The 21,027-nt window shown below is 62.8% G+C and carries 19 protein-coding genes; 13 read left to right on the plus strand and 6 right to left on the minus strand.

The features are described from left to right. Nucleotides 1-108: 108 nt before the first annotated feature. Together JF539_RS24685 and JF539_RS24690 are read right to left on the minus strand one after the other, a co-directional pair. Nucleotides 109-549 (minus strand): DoxX family protein, encoded by a 441-nt coding sequence (locus JF539_RS24685; protein WP_207143494.1) that lies wholly within the window; start codon nucleotides 547-549, stop codon nucleotides 109-111. Between the two features lie 62 nt (nucleotides 550-611). Then, complete coding sequence (locus tag JF539_RS24690) at nucleotides 612-2,279, minus strand: hypothetical protein (protein WP_207143496.1); 1,668 nt, start codon at nucleotides 2,277-2,279, stop codon at nucleotides 612-614. A 346-nt stretch (nucleotides 2,280-2,625) separates the two neighbouring features. On the opposite strand from JF539_RS24690, the gene JF539_RS24695 reads away from it, so the two are divergent. The 5 genes from JF539_RS24695 (at nucleotide 2,626) to uvrB (ending at nucleotide 8,952) form a co-directional block, all read left to right on the plus strand. Continuing rightward, the gene (locus JF539_RS24695; RefSeq protein ID WP_207143498.1) at nucleotides 2,626-4,170 is read left to right on the plus strand and encodes a diguanylate cyclase domain-containing protein; all 1,545 of its coding nucleotides are present in this window, start codon (nucleotides 2,626-2,628) and stop codon (nucleotides 4,168-4,170) included. Nucleotides 4,171-4,235: 65 nt separating this feature from the next. Beyond that, nucleotides 4,236-4,613, plus strand: a complete 378-nt coding sequence (locus tag JF539_RS24700) for a mannan-binding lectin (protein ID WP_207143883.1) — start codon at nucleotides 4,236-4,238, stop codon at nucleotides 4,611-4,613. Nucleotides 4,614-4,897: 284 nt separating this feature from the next. Further along, nucleotides 4,898-5,164: a hypothetical protein gene (locus JF539_RS24705; RefSeq protein WP_207143500.1), complete on the plus strand. Its 267-nt coding sequence runs from the start codon at nucleotides 4,898-4,900 to the stop codon at nucleotides 5,162-5,164. 215 nt (nucleotides 5,165-5,379) lie between these two features. Continuing rightward, nucleotides 5,380-5,577 (plus strand): DUF1344 domain-containing protein, encoded by a 198-nt coding sequence (locus JF539_RS24710; protein WP_207143502.1) that lies wholly within the window; start codon nucleotides 5,380-5,382, stop codon nucleotides 5,575-5,577. Nucleotides 5,578-6,159: 582 nt separating this feature from the next. Next, the gene (gene uvrB, locus JF539_RS24715) at nucleotides 6,160-8,952 is read left to right on the plus strand and encodes an excinuclease ABC subunit UvrB (protein ID WP_419247703.1); all 2,793 of its coding nucleotides are present in this window, start codon (nucleotides 6,160-6,162) and stop codon (nucleotides 8,950-8,952) included. A 229-nt stretch (nucleotides 8,953-9,181) separates the two neighbouring features. Here the strand turns inward: uvrB and JF539_RS24720 are convergent, their stop codons facing one another. Both JF539_RS24720 and JF539_RS24725 read right to left on the minus strand, forming a co-directional pair. After that, nucleotides 9,182-9,469: a GIY-YIG nuclease family protein gene (locus tag JF539_RS24720; RefSeq protein WP_207143886.1), complete on the minus strand. Its 288-nt coding sequence runs from the start codon at nucleotides 9,467-9,469 to the stop codon at nucleotides 9,182-9,184. A gap of 268 nt (nucleotides 9,470-9,737) precedes the next feature. Continuing rightward, on the minus strand, nucleotides 9,738-10,004 hold the full coding sequence (locus JF539_RS24725; RefSeq protein WP_207143506.1) for a hypothetical protein: 267 nt from the start codon (nucleotides 10,002-10,004) through the stop codon (nucleotides 9,738-9,740). A 173-nt stretch (nucleotides 10,005-10,177) separates the two neighbouring features. Here JF539_RS24725 and JF539_RS24730 point away from each other — a divergent pair, with 173 nt between their 5' ends. Then, nucleotides 10,178-11,341 (plus strand): DUF1176 domain-containing protein, encoded by a 1,164-nt coding sequence (locus tag JF539_RS24730; protein ID WP_207143508.1) that lies wholly within the window; start codon nucleotides 10,178-10,180, stop codon nucleotides 11,339-11,341. Between the two features lie 592 nt (nucleotides 11,342-11,933). Continuing rightward, nucleotides 11,934-13,424 (plus strand): hypothetical protein, encoded by a 1,491-nt coding sequence (locus JF539_RS24735; protein WP_207143510.1) that lies wholly within the window; start codon nucleotides 11,934-11,936, stop codon nucleotides 13,422-13,424. 371 nt (nucleotides 13,425-13,795) lie between these two features. Here the strand turns inward: JF539_RS24735 and clpS are convergent, their stop codons facing one another. Beyond that, the gene (gene clpS / locus JF539_RS24740; RefSeq protein ID WP_207143512.1) at nucleotides 13,796-14,098 is read right to left on the minus strand and encodes an ATP-dependent Clp protease adapter ClpS; all 303 of its coding nucleotides are present in this window, start codon (nucleotides 14,096-14,098) and stop codon (nucleotides 13,796-13,798) included. A 336-nt stretch (nucleotides 14,099-14,434) separates the two neighbouring features. On the opposite strand from clpS, the gene JF539_RS24745 reads away from it, so the two are divergent. The 4 genes from JF539_RS24745 (at nucleotide 14,435) to JF539_RS24760 (ending at nucleotide 17,944) form a co-directional block, all read left to right on the plus strand. Next, entirely contained in the window at nucleotides 14,435-14,995 is a 561-nt protein-coding gene (locus JF539_RS24745) for a chalcone isomerase family protein (RefSeq protein WP_207143514.1), read from the plus strand. Nucleotides 14,996-15,030: 35 nt separating this feature from the next. Next, nucleotides 15,031-16,305 (plus strand): MFS transporter, encoded by a 1,275-nt coding sequence (locus JF539_RS24750; RefSeq protein ID WP_209017578.1) that lies wholly within the window; start codon nucleotides 15,031-15,033, stop codon nucleotides 16,303-16,305. A 41-nt stretch (nucleotides 16,306-16,346) separates the two neighbouring features. Continuing rightward, entirely contained in the window at nucleotides 16,347-16,688 is a 342-nt protein-coding gene (locus JF539_RS24755; RefSeq protein ID WP_207143516.1) for a DUF6665 family protein, read from the plus strand. 251 nt (nucleotides 16,689-16,939) lie between these two features. Further along, nucleotides 16,940-17,944, plus strand: a complete 1,005-nt coding sequence (locus tag JF539_RS24760; RefSeq protein ID WP_236042654.1) for a DUF1402 family protein — start codon at nucleotides 16,940-16,942, stop codon at nucleotides 17,942-17,944. A gap of 12 nt (nucleotides 17,945-17,956) precedes the next feature. Here JF539_RS24760 and JF539_RS24765 read toward each other — a convergent pair whose 3' ends face one another. Continuing rightward, on the minus strand, nucleotides 17,957-18,577 hold the full coding sequence (locus tag JF539_RS24765) for an MBL fold metallo-hydrolase (RefSeq protein ID WP_236042666.1): 621 nt from the start codon (nucleotides 18,575-18,577) through the stop codon (nucleotides 17,957-17,959). Nucleotides 18,578-18,829: 252 nt separating this feature from the next. Here JF539_RS24765 and JF539_RS24770 point away from each other — a divergent pair, with 252 nt between their 5' ends. Then, nucleotides 18,830-19,921, plus strand: coding sequence for a DUF1176 domain-containing protein (locus JF539_RS24770; protein ID WP_209017580.1), 1,092 nt, complete (start codon nucleotides 18,830-18,832; stop codon nucleotides 19,919-19,921). Between the two features lie 214 nt (nucleotides 19,922-20,135). Next, nucleotides 20,136-20,900, plus strand: coding sequence for a cold-shock protein (locus JF539_RS28070; RefSeq protein WP_328809314.1), 765 nt, complete (start codon nucleotides 20,136-20,138; stop codon nucleotides 20,898-20,900). The last annotated feature ends 127 nt before the right edge of the window (nucleotides 20,901-21,027 follow it).

Raw genomic sequence — 21,027 nt, forward strand, 5'->3', positions numbered from 1 at the left:
TGTTATCGAACCTGACCAACGGCATCCGCGCTCACCCTTCACACCGGCATCACCGCAGTGACGCGAGTTGACTGGCGCAGCGCCGGGAGCGGATCGAAGGACGCCGTGTCAGGCCGTTGGTTTCCTGTCCAGTCTGAACAGATAGTCCAGCGACAGACGTCCGGGTCCGGCGCCGATGATCAACAGCATGCCGCCGGCGATGGCGATGTTGTCGAGGAAGGAGATCCATTGGTCGTCGTTGGAAAAATCGCCGAAAAACAAGAACGCCGCGGACACGGAGAAGATGCCCAGGCCGAGGGCACAGAGCCGGCTCAGGAAGCCGAGTGCCAGGAAAAGGCCGCCGAAGAACTCAAGCGCGGTGGCAAACGGCAGGAAGACCGGCGGGACCCCGTGCGATTGCATGAAATGGACCGAGGCGTCCCAGCCTCCCGTGAGACGGTCGAAACCGGAATTGAAGAAGATGAAGCACAAGAGCACCCGTCCGATCAGGAACAACGGGTCTTGCAGATGCGAAAAAATCCGGTTCAGCCACCTTGCGTATTCAATCATGCTTTCTCTCCAGCCGGACAGAAACGAGGCGGCGCGAAAGGCACCGCCTCATTAAAGTTGAATTATTTGGATTTGACGTTCTTGCACCATTTCTGCCCGACCTCCATTTCGGACATCGGACAGGCGTTGCGGATGCCGTAGACGAAATCGGCAGGCACCGCCCGCACGGCGGGAGCTTCCCGCTGACCGTTCACCCCGTAATAGCCGTTCACGTAGAACCACGCGTCGACCGGCGTGCCGTTGAAGCTTTTCGGGATGCCAGCGTTGCTCAGCGTATCGACGAAAATGTCCAGCGGAACGAGCCCCTTGTCGTCGATTCCAGCACGCGCATGGCAGGAAATGCAGGACGCGCTGTTAACGAACCCCGCCTCCGTGACGGAATTGCCGAGCAGCGTCGGACGTCCGGTCGGATCGACGAAATTGGTCTGCGACCCCTTCAGCCTGTAGGAACGCCAGGCCTTGTCCCCGGGCGTCGGACGGCCGGACGTGTTGACGCTGTCCGCCGTTGCAATGCCCGTAGCCTTGAAGAGCGCGTCCAGTTCGGGAGAAATCCTGTCCACGCCAACGTAGGTCCTGGCAAGATCGAAGGCTGAAACCGAAGTGCCGTCGGCATTCATCAGCTTGTGCGGCGGCTGGTAGTTGCCGGAAGGGCTCTGCGGCCCATCGCCACCGATTTCCAGGGTCGTGGTTGAAATATAGCCGAAACTGTCATTGCAGCCGAGCCAGTCGCACCGGCCCTGGTTGGCAACATGTTCGAAGGTCGCCCAGAACCAGTTCGGCAGGTCCTTGGTCGAAACGTGGAACGCCAGCAGGATCTGCGGTTCAAGCTCAACCTCCGGCGTGGTCGCCGTGTCGTCGTCCACCTTGGGCACAAGGTTCACGACAATGTACGGATTGTCGGGATCTTCCGGATCCATGCCGAGCTTGCGGGCGTTCTCGAAGGACATCATGTTGACCTTCACCATGATCGACTGGATCGGGAACTCGACGAATGCCGAGGCTTCGGTGGGGCTCGTCGGCTGGACGGGATTGAGCGGTTTCGCGCGATACGGAGCATAGGCTCCCAGCTTCTCCAGATGCGCCCCATAGATCGCCTTCAAGCCTTCAACGTGGTACATCTGCCGGTCGAAAATGTAATCCATCATAGCCTTGTTGCGGAAGACCAGCTCATTCTGGACAGCACCGATCACCGGCGCCTTCATGTTTCCCGGCACGTCGCTCCACTTGCCCAGCTTGTCCGCCGCGCCGCCGGCCGCTGCCGCCATCGGCACCCGGTGAGCCTTTGAAGGCGTCCCAAGCACATGCCTGGGCAAGCCTTCCGTCGCGCCTGGAAAGACCGGGCAGTGCTGCGGCCAGACCTCGTTGGAAATCGCAAGTTCGGAACAGCAGTTTTCGCCGGTTTGACCCGGCTCGCACCGCGGCCAGGGATCCGACGGCCAGGCCTGGCGGTCCGAAGTCCAGTCTTCCCAAAATTTCTGCTGGACGACCTGTGTGAACACCTTCCAGGCAAAGGAATCTGGACAGGAAATCGCGGGATTTGTCACCGCGTCGCCGAAATCGTAGCGCCCGTCGACGTAAGAGAGGTCGCATTCCGGCGTGTCGCGGACATCGGACAGGAACCACATCGAATAATCGATCGGATCGGGCTGGCTCGCCGCGAGTGCGGGAAGCGACAGTATACTCAGGAAAAGGGCGAATACGTTCGTACGAAACGCTACGACGGCAGTCATGTTCGGATAGTCTCCCACACTTCGGCATGCCTCAGCCGGCACGCTGCATCCTGATTTTTCTGAATATGTAAAAGCACTTAAGATTTCTTTTAGGCGCTGAACGTTTTTCGCCAGCGACCTTTCCCGGGTTGGCCGGGAACAAGCAGAACCGGACTCGAAGACGGTGCATCCGGGTTCTCTAAAATCCTCCCTCTCCTCCTAACCCCGCATTAACCCAGACTCGCAAATCCCCGCCTCCGCACTTTTGCGCAAACCGCATTTTCACTGTCGACGTGCGACACCTGTTTCAGGGAACGACACGGGGAACGAAACCGGCCGGGAAGCGGTCGACAACGGGGGGGGAAGAGTGACGAGGAAAAGGCATCGAGCGTCCGATTATGTGCGCTGTACAACAGGCGGCCCCGATGGTAGCGTCCGTCTGCGCCGGTTTGTCTATGGGTCGATTTCGCTGCTTCTGGCGGGTGGCGTTTTCGCCATGGCCTATCTGTTCCTCAGCACCACCCAAAGCGCGGACAGCCTTGCGCTCCGATACGAGCGCTCCCTGGTCACCGAGGCCCTGAAGCACAGCCAGGAGCTGGCGGCCCGGCACCAGACCTTCGTCGCCGTCAACGACCAGACGGTCTCGGAACTCCGGACCAACGACACGCTCGACCCCGAATTCGCCCGCGAGATCGCCCGTCAGATGTGGTCCGATTTCCACGACGACTGGACCCTGATCCTGGACGGCAAGAACACCCCGGTGCTGGTCGCGGCGGAGGACGAACTTCTTGCCGCGAGCGCCGGACGGGAGATCGTCGAGGCGACGCGCGACCTGGTCGCCCGGGCGCGCATCGGCTATCAGACCGCCCGCCGCCCCACCAAGGACGGTTACAGGATCCGCTACGTCGAAAAAGGCAGGCTTGCGCCGATCTACGCGACGGATATCCGCGACATCGGCGGGAAGCCTGCGCTGGTGAGCGCCATGGCGATCGTGCCGGCAACCGGAGGCGTTTCCCTGCCGGACGGTCCTCCGGGCGTCCTGGTATCGGTGTCGCTGATCGAAAAGGCCTTTCTGGAGGAGATGGCGGACACCCTCCTGCTCAAGGGCTTTCAATACACCGGCGGCGCGGTGTCCCAGGCGGCCTCCGTCCCGGTCGCGACGCGCGGCCACAGCCCCGTCGGTTCTTTCGAATGGACCAGCGGAGCGCCGGGCGCCAGGATTCGGACGGCCATCGGCCCGATCGCCGTTGCCCTGATCCTCAGCTTCCTTGCCATCGGCGCCTATTTCGCCCGCAAGCTGGCGCAAAGATCGAAGGCCCTGGAAGACAGCGAGGCGCGCAACCGCCACATGGCCACCCACGACCTGATGACGGGGCTGGCGAACCGGGTCCATTTCCGCGAGATTTTCGACAGGGCGATCACGGATTGCCATACCTGCCCCTGCACCGTCATGGCGATCGATCTCGACCGCTTCAAGGAGGTCAACGACACCTACGGCCACGAGGCCGGCGACATGGTGATCCGGCAGGTCGCCCGTCGCCTGCACGCGGCGCTGCCGGACGATGCCCTGATCGCCCGCATGGGCGGCGACGAATTCATGGTGCTTCTGACCGGCGATATCGGCGACGAGCGGATCCGCTGGCTGTGCGACAGCGTCATTGACGCAGTCACTCAGCCGATCCCCGTGTCCGGCGGCATGGCCCGGATCGGTGCCAGCATCGGCTGGGCCAGTGCGCCGAAACATGCTGACGCGCCCTCCCACCTGCTCAGCCTCGCCGACCGGGCGCTTTACAGCGCCAAGGAAAACGGGCGCAACAGGGCCGTGTGCATCGAAGACCTGTACGAGCGGGAAACGCGTCCGTCGGAACGCAGAGACGAAGACGTCTCGCCGGCCACGCTCAAGCGCGCCTGAACGCCCCGCGCCCGGGCTTGCCTGCGCAAAGTTCTTTCAAATCTCGAGCCGCTGAGGAGTGTCCCATGCGCCTGATTGGAGTGTTTCTTTTGACCCTTGTTCTGCTGGGCGGCGCCCTGGAACCGCTGCGCGCCCAGCCTTACAATGTCGAGGCGGGCCCGATCTGGAACAACATGGACGCACAGAACAAATGCCCGGGTGTCTGCGGCGGTCTGGGCGCGCGCTGGAACGGCCAGTGGCATACCACGGTCCAGGGACAGATGTCGGTCTGCAGCTGCGAAAAACACCGCCGCCGCGGCCACGAGTTCGAGGCCGGCCCGATCTGGAACGACGCGGACGCCCAGGGCAAATGCCCCGCCGTCTGCGGCGGCCAGGGCCGCAGCTGGACGGGACAATGGCATACCACCGTACCGGGCCGGATGTCCGTCTGCGCGTGCCGCTGACACGTCCCGGAGCCTGGCTCCCGACGCGTCTGAAAATATATTTTTTGCGCCGCGATTTAAGCCCAAATTCCGCCGCAATCCAGGCGCTGAATCCGGCTCAGCAGGGTTAAGCGCGTCCCGCGTAAGCCACTCACCAGGCAGTGCTTTTCAGGACCGGTCAAAAAGACGGTCCCGGCATGAGATGGATAGAGAACCCAAGCCGTCGTGACAGACCGAATTTCCCCGTCACGGCCGCGACACCTCTGCACATCGAACATCTCAAATCCTTGAAAGGATAATTTGCCATGGCCCTTCGCGGCTTTGTATTGGGCGCTGCCTTCCTCGTGGCCGGTCTTCTTCCGGCCGCAGCCGACAGCATCACCGCTACCGTCGGCTCCTGGAATATGGAAACCCGCACGCTCGTGCTTGGAGACAAGACCGAATTCCAGAATGTTCCGGACGACATCTTCGTTCCGGAAGACCTGGCGGCCGGTGAAACCGTTGTCATCAGCTTCGAGGGTTCGGCGGAAGACGGCGTCGATGCGATCCTCGCTATCGAAGTTCAACCCTAGGGCCTGCCGCGTTTGACTGGACAAATCGTGCATCGCTTTTTGCCTTGAAATCCCTGATTTCAGGCAGCGAGAAGCGAGTCCGGTAAACGTGATTAGCTCTAACGGCTGAAACCGTGCCGGGACCGGCTTGCCCCCCAAAGCTCCAAGAACCGGACCCGGCACATTTTTCGGAGACACCCCTGATCAGATGGTTTGCTGCCACGGCAACGGCGCTCATGCTGCTTGCGCTACCCGCCCTGGGCCTCCAATCGGCGCAGGCGGATGAAGTCGCCGGCACGATCCTGTCCATCGACTGGCAAGGCGGCAGCTTTGCCCTCGACGACGGATCGGACTATCCCCTGGCGAACACCATCGATCAGGATGAATTGACGATCGGAATGGAAGTTCTGGTCACTTATACCAAGGGTCGTTGATTACGACCCTTGGTATCACGGAGTTTCGGAGACAGGCGGCCGCCTCGCCACCTCGCTGGAACTGATGAACTGATCGGAGGAGACCCCATCGCCCCGTGACCTAACCGCATCCTGGCCCGCGCTCCCACCCATTTTTAACGCGCGGGCCTCTTTTTTCGGCGCTTCCTGACACCCTTATGTCAGGAGACTGGCAAGAAGTTGCGAAAAGCCGCATCTGTCCGTGCTCCCCCCCTTTCCTCGTGCGCGCAACCGGACCATATTGCGGGCATGAGCAAGCGTTCCCCCAAATCCTCTCCCGACGACACACCTCAGGACGACGGCTTCGGCGAAGCCCCGCAGAAGCCGCTGACCGGCGCGCCTCTGTCAGGCTCGATCAGCGACTGGGCCGCCGAAATCGCGGAAGAGGCGGAGAAGCCGACGCCGACAGCCACTGGCAAGGGAAAAGGATCTCCGGAGCAAAGCGGAGGCAAGGCCAAGCGGCCGCCGGCCGGTCAGGCCGCCCACGCGGAGGCCAGCGTGAAAGCGCGTACGGCCTTGAGCGCAAAAAAAGAAAAACCAGTGCGGTCCGCGCGTGGCACCTCCATGGGCAAGGCCGACACTCCACGCGAACGCGCGGCTGGTGGGCTGAATCCCATCGCCGGCCTCGATATTTCACTTGAAGAAGCCGAAGAGCTGTTCGCAAGGCAGAAAGCAGCCAGCAAGGGTAAAAAAGCTCCGAAGCGAAGCGAAGGCAAGCGCGACGGCGCGTCGGCCGGTCAGGCCGCCCCCGCGGGGGTTAGCGAGCAAGGCGAGCGCTCAACCGGGAGCGCAAACGGCCCGGCCGAGTCGCTGGAAAAACAGCTCAAGCAGCACCAGAAGGACAACAAGAAAAAGAAGAAGGACAGCAAGTTCGGCGAGCTGACCGGCAACCAGGGCGCGACCGCCACTGTGGACGCCCTGTCGAAGCTGATCGAGAGCGGCAATCCGCTGCACAAGAACGGCGAGATGTGGGTACCGCACCGCCCCGACCGGCCGCAGAAGTCCGAAGGCGGCGTCGAAATCGTCCTGAAATCTGAGTATGAGCCGCGCGGCGATCAGCCGACCGCCATCGCCGAACTGGTGGAGGGCATCGACAGCGGCGAGCAGACCCAGGTGCTCCTCGGCGTCACCGGCTCGGGCAAGACCTACACCATGGCCCAGGTGATCGCCCGCACCCAGCGCCCGGCCCTGATCCTCGCCCCCAACAAGACGCTCGCGGCCCAGCTCTACGGCGAGTTCAAGTCGTTCTTCCCGGACAACGCGGTCGAGTATTTCGTCTCCTACTACGACTACTACCAGCCGGAAGCCTATGTTCCGCGCACGGACACCTATATCGAGAAGGAAAGCTCGATCAACGAGCAGATCGACCGGATGCGCCACTCCGCCACCCGCGCGCTTCTGGAACGCGACGACGTCATCATCGTCGCCTCCGTCTCCTGCATCTACGGTATCGGCTCGGTCGAGACCTATACGGCGATGACCTTCGCCATCGAGGTCGGCGAGCGCCTCGACCAACGCCAGCTCATCGCCGACCTTGTGGCCCTGCAGTACAAGCGCAACGACGCCGCTTTCCAGCGCGGCACCTTTAGGGTGCGCGGCGACACCATCGAGATCTTCCCGGCCCACTACGAGGACCGCGCCTGGCGCGTGTCGCTCTTCGGTGACGAGATCGAGACGATCACCGAGTTCGACCCCTTGACCGGACAGAAGTCGGGCGAACTGAAAAGCGTGAAGATCTACGCCAACTCGCACTATGTCACGCCCAAGCCGACGCTGAACCAGGCGGTCAAGTCCATCAAGGACGAGCTGAAGCACCGGCTTGAGGAACTGAACGCCCACGGCCGCCTGCTGGAAGCGCAGCGGCTGGAACAGCGCACCATGTTCGACCTGGAGATGCTGGAGGCCACCGGCTCCTGCGCCGGCATCGAGAACTATTCGCGCTACCTCACCGGCCGCAAGCCCGGCGAGCCGCCCCCCACCCTGTTCGAATATCTGCCGGACAACGCCATCGTCTTCGCCGACGAGAGCCACGTCACCATTCCGCAGATCGGCGGCATGTACCGGGGCGACTTCCGCCGCAAGGCGACGCTGGCCGAATACGGCTTCCGCCTGCCGTCCTGCATGGACAACCGCCCGCTGCGTTTCGAGGAATGGAACGCCATGCGGCCGCAGTCGGTCGCCGTCTCCGCCACGCCGGGTTCCTGGGAGATGGAGGAATCAGGCGGCGTCTTCGCCGAGCAGGTCATCCGCCCGACCGGCCTGGTCGACCCGGTGATCGACATCCGCCCGGCGACCAGCCAGGTGGACGATCTCCTGGGCGAGGTCCGCGAGGTCGCCCAGAAAGGTTACCGCACGCTGGTGACCACGCTGACCAAGCGCATGGCCGAGGACCTCACCGAATATCTGCACGAGAACGGCGTGCGCGTGCGCTACATGCATTCCGACATCGACACGCTGGAGCGCATCGAGATCATCCGCGACCTGCGCCTCGGCGCCTTCGATGTGCTCGTCGGCATCAACCTCCTGCGCGAGGGCCTCGACATTCCCGAATGCGCCCTGGTCGCCATTCTGGACGCCGACAAGGAAGGCTTCCTGCGCTCCGAAACCTCGCTGATCCAGACCATCGGCCGCGCCGCGCGTAACGTCGACGGCAAGGTGGTGCTCTACGCCGACCACATGACCGGCTCCATGGAACGCGCCATCGCCGAGACAGAGCGCCGCCGGGAAAAGCAGCTCGCCTATAACGCGGAGCACGGCATCACCCCGGAAAGCGTCAAGCGCAACATCGCCGACATCCTCGACAGCGTCTACGAACAGGACCACGTCACCGTGGACGCGGGCTTCGCCGAGGAAGGCTCGCTGGTCGGCCACAACCTCGCCGCCCATATCGAGGATCTGGAAAAACAGATGCGCGACGCCGCCGCCGACCTCGACTTCGAGACCGCCGCCCGCCTGCGCGACGAGATCAAGCGGCTCCAGGCCACAGAACTGGCCGTCGCCGACGACGCCATGGCCCGCCAGACCGATGTCGACGCCAAGTCTGGCGGCTACCGCGGCGACCGCAAGTTCGGCGCCGGCGGCACCAAGGAAGGCGCCAGCGGCAAGAAGAAACAGACCGCCGCCGACCGGGCCCGGGCCGCAAAAGACAAAACCGCCCTGCCCGCCCCGAGCGCCAGGGTGCGCAAGAACACGCTGGACGAAATGACGGTCGGCCGCACGGAAGTCCCGCTCGGTCGCGGCGACGATCCGGTCAAGCCGGTCCGGCGGGAGCGGATTGGAGCAGGGTCTTATGAGGATCCGGCGGAAGAGAAACGGCGCAGGGGACGGCCGAAGAAGAGTGGACGACCGGGGCAGTAGACGCCCGGCCTCTCCACCGTCCTTCCGGACAAGTGCGGCCTGCCGCACGCAGATCCGGAACCCAGCGCATCAGCGCGAGCGCAAGCGAGTTCCTTTTCGTCGTCAGGAGCCTTGTTTAAGCAAAGCCGCGCCTTTGGCGCGAAAGATTTCTGGGTTCCGGATCGGCGTTCGGCTTCGCCTCACTGGTCCGGAATGACGGTGGAGAGGCAGATGCTCCAGCCCCTTCCGGTCAAAACAGCCCCAACTCTGAAAGGTCCCGCCAGTCCGGGTTGCTCTCCTCGATCAGGTCAAGTTTCCAGGCCCGCTTCCATTTCTTGAGCTGCTTCTCCCGAACGATGGCGTCATCGATGCGCGCGTGCTGTTCCGCGAAGACCAGGCGCGTGACGCCGTAGCGGCTGGAAAAGCCCTCGGTCAGACCGTTTTGGTGCTCAAACAGCCGGCGCGGCAGGTCGGTGGTCACGCCAAGGTAAAGCGTGCCGTTTCGATCCGAAGCGAGGATATAGACGTAGGCGGTCATGGAGAGAGAGTTGCGTGTAACGCGCGACACCGCAACTCATTTTGGGTCCGATGATAGAAATAAAGCCGCGCCTTCGGCGCGAAAGATCGCTGGGTTCCGGCTCTGGCCATGCAGCTTCGCTGCAGACCGGCCGGAATGACGGTGGAGGGGGGTGTGACTCTCCACCGTCCTTCCGGACAAGTGCGGCCCGCTGCACGCCGATCCGGAACCCAGCGCATCAGCGCGAGCGCCAGCGAGCTCCGTTTCCCCCGTCAGAGCAAATCGCGCTCTAGATCCCCTTGAACAGCACCCCGGCGGCGAGGACTACGTAGGCCGCGATCAGCATGTAGAGCGTCGGAATGCCGAGGACCGGAAGGGCGACGCCGGCGAGCGGCAGGACGGCGTAGACGAAGATGGCGAGCGAAATCAGGAAGACGAGAAAGGACGGCGGCGTCAGGCGCATGGCGGGAAACTCCTGAAAGGGAGGATTGGGAACAAGGCGGGTCCGGTGGTGGCCTCCAGGCGGATCGGGGCCGCCGCTCCGGCGGAGCCACATGACCCGCCCCTGGACCTCCTGTCAATGCGCGACCGGCGGGTCGGGTCCGTTCCGGCTTTCAGCGCGCCGTCCCCGCGAGAAGTCGCAATTGACTTCCCGGTCCGCCCGGTCATGCTGGCGGAATCGCCGGAGCCGCCGGTCCGGCGGGTCCGGAACGGGTCAGGGAGGCTTGCGTGACCGATCGAATTCTTATCTGCCTGGCCGCGTCGCTGGCCTTTACCGGCGGCGCCTCCGCCGAACTGGCCGAGACCGCCTTCGGCGACTGGACGCTGCGCTGCAACGCCAAGGGCTACTGCATCGCGGAGACGGACGGCGAAGGCTCCAACGGCGAGGCGTTCCGGCTGAAGGTCGAGCGCAACGGCAAGCCCGCCAGTCAGGTCTATGTCACCTTCCGCCCGAAAACACAGCTTGAAACCGGCCTGCGGGCGCGCATCGAGATTACCGGCGAGGAAGAGAACTACGGCTATTTCGGCAAGGCCGGCAAGATCTACACCGGCAACGAGATGACCTTCCCGGGCGACGCCGACCGGGCACTGATGGAACAGCTGCGGCTTGGGCAGGAGGCATTGATCCAGATCGAATACGGCGGCGCCACTGGCACGCTGACCTACGAGGTCTCGCTCGCCGGGCTCACCCACGCGCTTTTGAAGATGGACGAGGAACAGGACCGCATCGGCCGCCTCGACGCCATTGTCGCCTGGGGTGGCGAACCGGCGGAAGTACAGGTGCTGCTCGCCGAGGCGGAACCGGCCTCCGACACCCCTGCGCCCGCCGCGCCGGCGGACGACCTGCCGCCGCCGGTCATGCCGTCGCAGGAGACCAACAACAGCGGTCTCGACCGGGGCGCGCGCGGACTGGTCTACAGCACCGGCGAGATCCCGGACCACGTGCAGATGCTCGGCTACCGGACACTGGACTGCGCCCTCGACGAGACGGTGCCCGCCTATGGCGCGCAGTATTTCACCGAAGGCGACGCGGAGGTCTGGGTCGTGCCCTGCACGGCCGCCGACGCCAATGTGCCCTATTACATCGCGACCCACATCCCCTTCGATCCGTCGCTTGATGAAAGCTACGATTTCGAAACGCCACCGGGCTTCAACCGGCCCAACCACGCGCTGGTCAACAATCTGCAGTTCGACCCGGACACCAACCAGATCACCGGCACCACCTATTATTCGCCGAATTACGACTGCGGCGCCTTCGAGCGGCATGTGTTCGAGGCCGACTCCGGCCGCTACACTCTGGACGAATACCTGGAGAAATCCGAATGCGACGGGGTCACCGGACCGCCGGAAGGCTGGCCGCTGAGCTGGACGATCGACGAGATGGGGGACTGATTTCCCGCAGCCGGACCGGCATCCGATCGTTGGTTTAGTGTTCTTCCTGCGAAGGCAGAAACCCGGTAGCCACGAAAGTCACGGGGTCACCCATGCGACCGGGAGTCCTGGATCCCGGACTTGCGCTGCGCTCCAGCCTGGACGACACGCCGAGAGAAGGGCCCGAAGTTGCCTGTAAAGGGTTGAACCTGAGCGGACGCCCCGTGAACGAAACATCAGGTGCCCTTCGAGACACCCGCCGCCGCGTGAAAGCGACTATCCGGCAGTTCCCCCCAACAAGCCAAGCGGCTTCGCAGAGGTCCCGGGCGGGATGAAAATTTGCCGGAGGACCGTTGCCCGGCGGACACGAAACGGGAATCGCGGCGGCCCGATGCGGGCATGACGCCGCGTTTACAATCCACTGCCGATTAACCATTCCCGAAGACTCGTTAAAATACCGGGGATATCTGTCTTTTTGGGGTAACGGTTGCCGTTGTATTCTGTTCGCCAGCTCCCCTGAGTCGTTGAAACGGCCAAGCCTTATGGGTTAATAAAGAGTAAAGTTTTGCGTGAATTCCATCCAGGCGACGGGTGGACCAGTCAGGAGACAGGAATGGGCATTTTCTCGAAAACCTCGCGCCCGGGTGAAGACGGCAACCCGGAGCAGCGGATCGAGACCGGCACAGAGGACGCGACGGCCACGGATATGCGCGCGGAAACCTCCGGCAATGTGGAACAGCTGTCGCCCTTCGCCCTGAGAATGCAGGAGAAGATGAACCAGCTGGACGGCCTGAAGGCCCGCATGGGTGGCCTCAATCAGACCTTCGAGCAGATGTCTGCCTTCGCCTCCGAAAGCCAGACCTCCATCCGCATGCTGTCGGAGTTCCTGGAAACGTCCCGGACCTCGGTCGAGACCGAAGTCCGTCTGAAGTCGGAAAACGCCAAGATCTCCACCGACCTTCTGGATGCCGAACACAAGGTCCGGACGCTCACCACCCAGCTGGAGGATGCCCAGGCCGAAGTGCACTCCCTGCGCAAGCGCGCCACCGAGACCCGCACCGCGCTGGAGACCGCCCGCAACGACATCGTGTCGATCCGCGACAACAACAAGAAGGTCAACGAGGAATACCGGCTGCAGAGCGCCAAGCTGGTGGAGGCCAATAACCAGGTTTCCAACCTGTCCGGCGAGCTCAACGATCTGAAGGTCAAATACGAGAACCTCGAAAAGCACGCCGAAGGCCTGGAAGCCGACGTGGAGGCGCTGCGGCACCGGGAAAAGGAACTGCAGCAGAACCTTTCGGAAAGCGCCAAGCTTCTGGAAGACGAGGTCCGCAAGAACAACCAGAGCTCCAGCGAGCTGGAAGCCGCCAAGCGCGAGCTGGTCGAGTTCCGAAACGACAACATCGACCTGAAGTCCCATCTGGACGTGGCCAACCAGGAGCTTTCCTATGCCAAGTCCCGGCTTGAGGAAGAGCAGCGCAAGCACGACAACGAGGTCTATGCGCTCAACGCGGAAATCGAGAACCTGTCGTCCCAGCGGCGGATCGGCGCCCAGTCGCTGCAGGAAATGGCCCGCGAGAACTCCACCCTGAAGGAGCGCAACCGCGATCTCCTGAAGCGCATGCAGGAAATCGAGCACCTGCTCGACAGCGCCCAGAAGAACCACGAGAAAGACCGCAACGAGCTGATGGCGACCTCCGCCAAGCTGCGCGAGGTCAACCTGCGCTACAATTCGGCCCTCACCGACCTCAATCACCAGCGCAATCAGAACCAGAAATACGCCGACAACCTGGAAGACCTGGTGGAAGAGAACAAGCGCCTGCAGCGCTACAAGATCCAGGTCGACACGGCCAACGAGCAGATCGTCCAGCTCAAGTCGGTCATCGCCAATTACCAGATGGCCATGGAAGGCAAGGGCCCGGCCGAGGAACTCGGCATCACCGGCAGCTACGATCCGGCGGAAGAACTCGGCATCACCGAACCCCGGGATGCCGACCTCACCCCGATGGAGATCGAGGACGACGTCACCGGAGCGGACGACAACGGCCCCGATGACGACACGCCGGGCGGCGGCGACGACAAGATCGTCAAGCTGCGCGACTGATCGGGGCTTTCCCCACTCTTTCGCCAGTTGTCGGCTCAGAGCCCACAGGCGCGAGCCATGGCTTGCCTATTTTGGCAATCGGGTGAGAGCCAAGCCTCGGAAAACTTGCAGATTTCATTCGGTGTCATCCCGGTCAAGCGTGAGCGCAGAACCGGGACCCACTCGCCTTTCCTTTCGAGGAAAACCAACCTCATCAAATAGGGTCTTATTTGTTGAGGTTGGAATAAAGGCTGTGTTCTGAGCTGTTTCACTCTGGAAATGAGTAGGCCCCGGATTTCCGCTTACGCTCCATCCGGGGTGACAGAGGAGATAAGAGCAAGCGGCAAAGCTCAGTGTTTGCGAAAGCCCCGAAGAGCCCGTCCCGGGAATCCCTATTCCGGCTCCACGGTGAACTGCAGCGGATAGCCGAGCTGGCCAGCGGCGTCGATGGCGCGGGTCGCCTTGGTCTCGGCGACGTCCTTGGGGTAGACGGAGACAACGCAGACGCCTTTTTGATGCGCGGTGATCATCACGGCTTCCGCCTGCGCGGCATCGAGCCGGAATTCCGCCTTCAGGATGAGGACGACGAAGTCACGGGGCGTGTAGTCGTCATTCAGCAAGAGGACCTTGTAGAGCTTCGGTCTCTGGACCCTGGTCTTCTGCTTCACTCTCGGTTTCAGATCGCTGTCGCTCATCGCACCGGCCCCAGGGGCTCCCGTCCGGGACCCTTGCTGTGTTCGCGTTTGACGTTGCCGCGGGCAAACGCCGTGTCATGTCTGGCTGGCGCCGGGAGTTTCGACCCGGCAATTTCTCGGCAGGCACGGTGCCGCCCGGAAAAACCGCCGGACCCGTCCGCTCTCGCGCCACTATACTGCATCGCAATGTCGAAGAAAACATGACGGTCCCGAAAAGACCCGAACGAACCCGCCCTGACGAAAAATTGAACCGCAAGATTTGCAGATCCGCGCGCCCTCTTCCCGCGTAGACCCAAAAGCACGCCCTGACGCAGCTTGCAAGAAGAGGAGGTTCCGATGTTTTCCCGTTCGTTCGCCACGCTCCCGAAAGGGACAGCCCTTACGGTCTGCCTGACGCTTCTGGCTGTCCTGTCCTTCACCGACGGCGCACGCGCCGATATCGGGGCGGCCGCCCGCTCGGTTCCCGCAGCGGAACTGGTCGGCAAGGGGCGCATGACCTTTCTTGGCCTGAAGCTGTTCGATGCCGAACTCTACGCGCCCGGCGGCGACTACCGCTCCTCCGGCCCCTTCGCCCTGAAGCTGACCTACCTGCGGGACTTCAAGAGCAGGACCATCGTGGAAAGCTCCGTCAAGGAAATCCGCAGGCAGGGCGGCGTTTCCGAACGGCAGATCGGCGCCTGGCAACGGCAGATGGAAGCCATCTTTCCCGACATAACCGCCGGACAGACCATCACCGGCGTGCGTACCTCCGGCGGCGGCGCGGTTTTCTATCTCGGCAACCGCAAGCTGGGAACGATCGCCGACCCCGCCTTTGCCAGCCGCTTCTATGACATCTGGCTCGGCAGCAGCACCCGCAATCCTGGGCTTCGCGCCAGACTGGTCGGTGCCGGTTCGTGACGGTCGACGCAGGTCATCCTAGCATCGGGCGTCGGATGGACGGATCCGCCGGCCCACGCGCCCTTGCCGCCTACAGCCTCATGGCCTTCCCGCTGGCTTTTGCCGGCCTGCCCATCTACCTGAATGCGCCTGACTTTTATGCCGTCGTTCTTCAGCAACCGCTTGCGGCGCTCGGATCGATCCTTCTCGCCTTGCGCCTGATCGACGCCCTGCAGGATCCGCTGATCGGCGACCTGAGCGATCGCTTCCACGAACAGCGGACCTGGATCCTCGGGGCCGGAACAATCCTGCTCGGCGTGGGTTTCTGGATGCTGTTTCACCCGCTCAATGCCTATCCGCTGCTCTGGTTCGCCGCCTCCGTTCTGATCTGCACGACCGGTTTCTCGATCGTTTCCATCAACTTTCAGGCGCTCGGCGGGCTCTGGCGGGTCCAGGCAAGGGAGCGGACCAGGATCACCGCGAGCCGGGAAGCCTTCGGCCTGCTCGGTCTCCTGACCGCGGCTATTCTGCCGCAACTCCTGATCCGGTTCGGCGATACCGCGGCCGCGTTTCACTGGCTGACGCTCGCCTATCTGCCGCTTCTGGCAGCCGCCTACTGGGTCCTGACGGGCTGGCTCAAGACAGCGCCGCTTGACCGGTACCCGCCGGACCGCTCCACCCTGCGCTGGAAACTTCTTTTCAGGAGCCGCTGGCGGAGGGTGTTCTTCGGCCTTCTGTTCCTGAACGGCTTCGCCAGCGCCATCCCGGCCGTTCTTGTGCTGTTCTTCATTCGCGACCGCCTCGGCGGCGAGGCCTACGCGGGCGCCTTCCTGCTGACCTATTTTCTGGCCGGCGTGCTGTCCATGCCGCTCTGGACCCTGTTTGCCCGCGCCCTGGGCAAGCTGCGCGCCTGGCAACTGTCGATGGGTCTCGCCATCGCAACCTTCTTCTGGGCCGCCTTTCTACAGGAAGGCGATTTCCTGCTCTACGGCCTGGTCTGCGCTTTCTCGGGCCTCGCCCTCGGCGCCGACCTTGCGCTGCCCCCCGCCATTCTCGCCGATCACATAGAAGACGACGGACGGCAGGGAGAAACGGCGCGGCTCTTTTCCGTCATGACCCTTTTGTCGAAGTCGGCGCTCGCGGTTGCAACCGGACTTGCCCTGCCCCTGCTTGCGCTTTTCGGCTATCAGCCCGCGGCCCCGATGACCGCCGGCGTCGCCCTGTCCCTCAGCCTGATCTATGCCGGCCTGCCCTGCCTCCTGAAGACCGTCGCGCTCTGCACCTTCCTCTGCCTTGAAAAAGATCTTGCCACTCCCGAACCTCGTGTGTGACGTCTTGTACGCTCCGGAGTCCAGACAAAGAGGCCGCGATCTTGACCCTACGCCCGCCGCAATCCTTGCAAAACAGGGACAAGGACCCTCTGTCCCAGGCGCTTGAACAGGAAGTCTTCAACGAAAAGGCGGCGACGCTGAGCCGGCTGACGAAGAAACTGGAAACCGCCCTCGCCCGGCTGGCCGAACACGACCGCACAGACGATACCGGCGGAGATGCGGGACACCGCCTGCTCCTGGAGGCGGGCGAGGCCCTCTGGCATGTCACCATCCAGCGCGAACTCTGCGGCTTGCGCGAGCACAAGGCCTTTTACGATTTCCTCGGCGTTCCGGGCGCCGTGCGTCTCAGAATGGGTCCCGTAGCCAGCTTCACCAAAAAATAAAATATTACCCGCTAGGATTAAGTGTTCCGGGAAACAAAACCCTGTGACGGGCATCACTTCTTTGTTGACGGCCTCCTCTAAAAGGGAAGAACCGGTTGAATTGTCTTGGGGGCAATGTTTTTCTCTGGGGGCTTTTTAAAGATGCGTTATATACATTCCCATCCGGCGGGCTGTTCGAGCTGTTCCTGGCCTGCTGACGCTAGGGCTTGCGCCCGGCGTTTAACGAATAACCTTGCCAGGCGCGGGCGGTCATGATGTGCACGAAATCCGGTCAATCCAGGTCCAAGTCCAAACTTGCGGCTGCAGTCCTGCTCGCCGGAGCGATGCTCGCTTCCCTGCCGGCTCCCATCGTTTTCAGCCAGCCGGCCGCCGCCCAGTCGGTCCGGGTCGTGCCGGAAGGAAACCGCTACCGGTCCCAGCCAAAAATCCCCTTCGCCTCCGCGCGCCGGACGGCGGCGTCGAAATCCTCTTACGATGCCAAGTTCCAGAAGGTTCTGGGCGTGCTGAAACGAGACCGGCGCCTGATATCATCGATCAAGCGCGTGGCCGGTCGCTACGGTATCGATCCGATCCATCTGATCGGGGCGATCGTCGGCGAACACACCTACAATTACAACACCCTGGACAGCGCCCAGTCCTATTATGTCAAGGCGCTCAGCTACGCCGGACTGCGCTTCGACTTCGAACTGAACGGCGAGCATGTCGATGCATTCGTCCAGAGGCCGCAGTTCAACTCCTGTCAGAAGGACAGTATCCAGAACAACAGCGACCGGCGCTGGTCCTGCTACGAAAACGTCTGGAACAGCAAGTTCCGCGGCCGCAGGGTGGACGGGGTGCGATACCCGAAAAAGAACTTCAACGAGGCCTTTTTCCAGCCCCTGTTCGCCGGTCAAAGCTTCGGCCTCGGGCAGTTGAGCCCGCTGACCGTCCTGAAGATGACGGACATGGTCTCCCGCAAGAGCAACTTCAGGAAACTTCAGGCTTCGCAGCCGGACCAGGTGTACAAGGCGACAATGGACCCCAATATCTCGCTCCATTACATGGCTGCGATCATCCGGGATTCCATCGACGCCTATAAGTCCGCCGGCAAGGTCGACATCTCCAAGAACCCCGGCCTCACCGCGACGCTCTACAATGTGGGCAACCCCTGGAGCCGGGCGTCACAGTTCCGCCGGAGCGGCCGCACCTGGCCGCGGGAGAACTATTACGGCTGGCTGGTCAACGACAAGATCGACGATCTTCGCGCCCTCCTCTGACGAGGTCCTTTCCTAAGTCAGGAAAGGATTCGTCTCGCGCTCGTGACCGAATGTCGAGGCCTGGCCGTGTCCGGGCAGGAACGAAATGTCGTCTCCGAGCGGCAGCAGTTTCTCCTTGATCGACTTGATCAAGGTTGCGTGGTCGCCGCCGGGCAGATCCGTCCGGCCGATTGAGCCGGCGAAGAGCACATCCCCGGAAAGAGCGAAGCGCAGCTCCTTGTCGATATAGACGAGATGACCGGGCGAATGGCCGGGACAATGGAGCACATCGAAGGTTCTGCCGGCGATTTCCAGCGTTTCGCCCTCGGCTATCCAGCGGTCGGGCGTGACCGGCTTTGCCCCCTCGATACCGAACTGGACGGCCTGATCGGCGACCCGCTCGATGAGAGGCCTGTCCGCCTCATGCGGCCCCTCCACGTCGACATCGAGCGCCGCTGCGAGATCGGCGGCCCCGCCCACGTGGTCGATATGCCCGTGTGTGAGAACGATTTTCTCAACCTTGACGCCCTGCTTCTGGATCGCCGCCTGGATCCGGTCGACATCCCCCCCCGGATCGACCACGGCGCCCCGCATCGTCTGCGGGTCCCAGATGAGGGAACAGTTCTGCTGGAACGGCGTGACGCCGATGACCATGACCTGAATGGGGGGCGTGTCGCCGCCGTTCTGGCCCGCTTCGTCATCACCCGGATTTGTCGTCTCCTGCGGCATATCCACCTCCTTGATACGGATTGCGTTAATCTCCCGCATCATTGCATAACAAATACGGGACAAAATCGGCCGGTTTCGAGTTTCTGCGTTTTGGCGGCTTCACCTTGCCGCGTGCATTTCGTACAAGAAGATAAGCCCTCTGAGAAGAAGGCAAGAACAATCGGGTAACCGGACCTAATGAGACTGCTCACACTCCTGATTTTGACCGTTGTAGCCTCGTTGACGGCGACAGCCGGGATGGCGCAACCGGGCCGCGCGCCGTCGAGTTTCGAGGGTTGGACCGTCGACTGCGGCAACACCGGCGTCTGCTTCGCCTCTTCCTTCACCCGGGCTCAGTCCGTCTGGGTGGATCTGCGCATCGTGCGCGACTGGCAGGCCGAAGCCCAGCCCCTCGTCCGTCTGACGACAAACACGGAGCTGCCTCAGGACGGAAACCTGAGATTCCTGGTTGACGGTGAGGTCATTGAAGCCCTCCCGCTCGAGCAACTTCGCGAAATGCAGTCCACTGTCACCTCGCCGGGAGGTTTCCGTCCGCTCGGAGGGGAAGGCTTCTGGTATCCAACCGGTCCCGCGACCGCCGCTCTTCTGGACGCGATGCGGCAGGGCCGTCAGCTCACCGTCCGCCTGCCCGCCGTCAACGGCGCGAAAGCCGTTCCCGTCCAGGTGCCCCTGGCAGGTCTCAAGGAAAGCCTGTCATGGCTGGACAACCGCCAGGACCGGACCGGAACGGTCGCCGCCATCGTCGCGCCGGGCGATGCGCCCGCCAAGGATGCCCCCCACGCCATTCCGCTCGTCAGCCCGGACAAGTTGCCCAAACAGGTCGCCGCGATCTGGTCGGCCAACCGGTTGTGTTCGGAAATCGATCCGACGATTTTCGCCAGCCTCAACGCCGTCCGCGCCCCGCTCGAGGACAACGCATCGCTTTACGTCGTGCCCTGCGGCGCCCCCACGGCCTACAACAGTCCCTATGTCGCCATATTGTCGGGACAGGACGGCGCGGCCCGTCAGGTCCATGTCGCCCGCATGTCGGACAAGGGTCCCATCGCCATGGACCTCATCTACAACGCCAGGTGGATTCCGGCAGACCAGCAACTGATAAGCTATTTCAAGGGCTCCGGAATCGGTGAATGCGGCCTGTGGAACCGGTGGAGCTGGAACGGCACCGGCTTCGTTCTCATGGAAGAAGCCTCCCGCAAGACCTGCGACGGATCGGCCCCGGACTTGTCCAATTGGTCAAACACCTGGCCTCTAAAAAACGCCTCGAATTAGCGCGCGGATCAAGGATTTTCTTGCGATTTCGCCCGTCCCGCCGTTATGATGCTGCCGCAGCGGCTGGATGGGGATGCAGCAATACTGTTTCAACCCGATCTCAGAATGTTGAATAGGCGCACCGGGTGCGCCTAGGCGTGGCGGCTCGACTGTTAAGACGGGTGATGGTGGTTGGTATGTGCCGAAGGGGCACGAAGCTTAAGGTGATTTGGTAATGCACGATGGCGATTCGGACCGGCGGTCGCGTGGTCGGCGCGGCGGCAAGCGCGAGTTTGGCGGTCCGCAAGACTTCGGCAGTGATTTTGGCGGAAGCGATTTCGGTGGTGATTTTGGCGGTGGCCGGGATGGCGGCTATCGCGGCGGTGGACGCGGCAATGATTTCAGTGGCGGCTACGGCCGCGACGACAGGGACGGCGGTGGCCGTGGCGGCTACGGTGGCGGCGGCCGCGGCGGTTACGGTGATCGGGACAGCGGTGGCGGTCGAGGCGGCTACGGCAACCGTGAAGGCGGTTACGGCGGCGGCGATCGCGGCGGTTACGGCAACCGCGAAGGCGGTTACGGCGGCGGCTACGGCAACCGCGAAGGCGGTTACGGCGGTGGCAATCGCGAAGGCGGTTACGGCGGCGGTGGCCGGGGCGGCTATGGCGGTGGCCGTGAAGGCGGCGACGGTTTTCGGTCTGAGCGACCGCGCCGCGACATGCCGCCCGTGGAACGCGGTCCGCGTCAGTCCGGCACGGTAAAATTCTTCAAGAGCGACAAGGGTTTCGGCTTCATTACGCCCGATGAAGGCGATGCGGATGTGTTCGTGCATATTTCCGCCGTCGAACGCTCGGGCCTGACCACCATCGACAGCGGCATGCGGATTTCCTTCGAAACCGAGCCGGACCGTCGTGGCAAGGGGCCGAAAGCCGTGAACCTTCAGGTTATCGAAGAAGACGGCGAACCGGCGGCGGAAGACAACACTCCGGTCGAAGATTAGAGCTTTCCGGTAAACCCCGGTGAAAGCGATGGCGGGCGCGGCGATGCCGCGCCCTGTCTTTTTGATGGACCAACGTTGGTCATTTCGCCGCGATACCGATCTTTCAGCGGCAGCCACTCCGCCTATA

This window comes from Roseibium aggregatum, assembly GCF_017309185.1.
In the GTDB taxonomy this organism is placed as follows: domain Bacteria; phylum Pseudomonadota; class Alphaproteobacteria; order Rhizobiales; family Stappiaceae; genus Roseibium; species Roseibium aggregatum_B.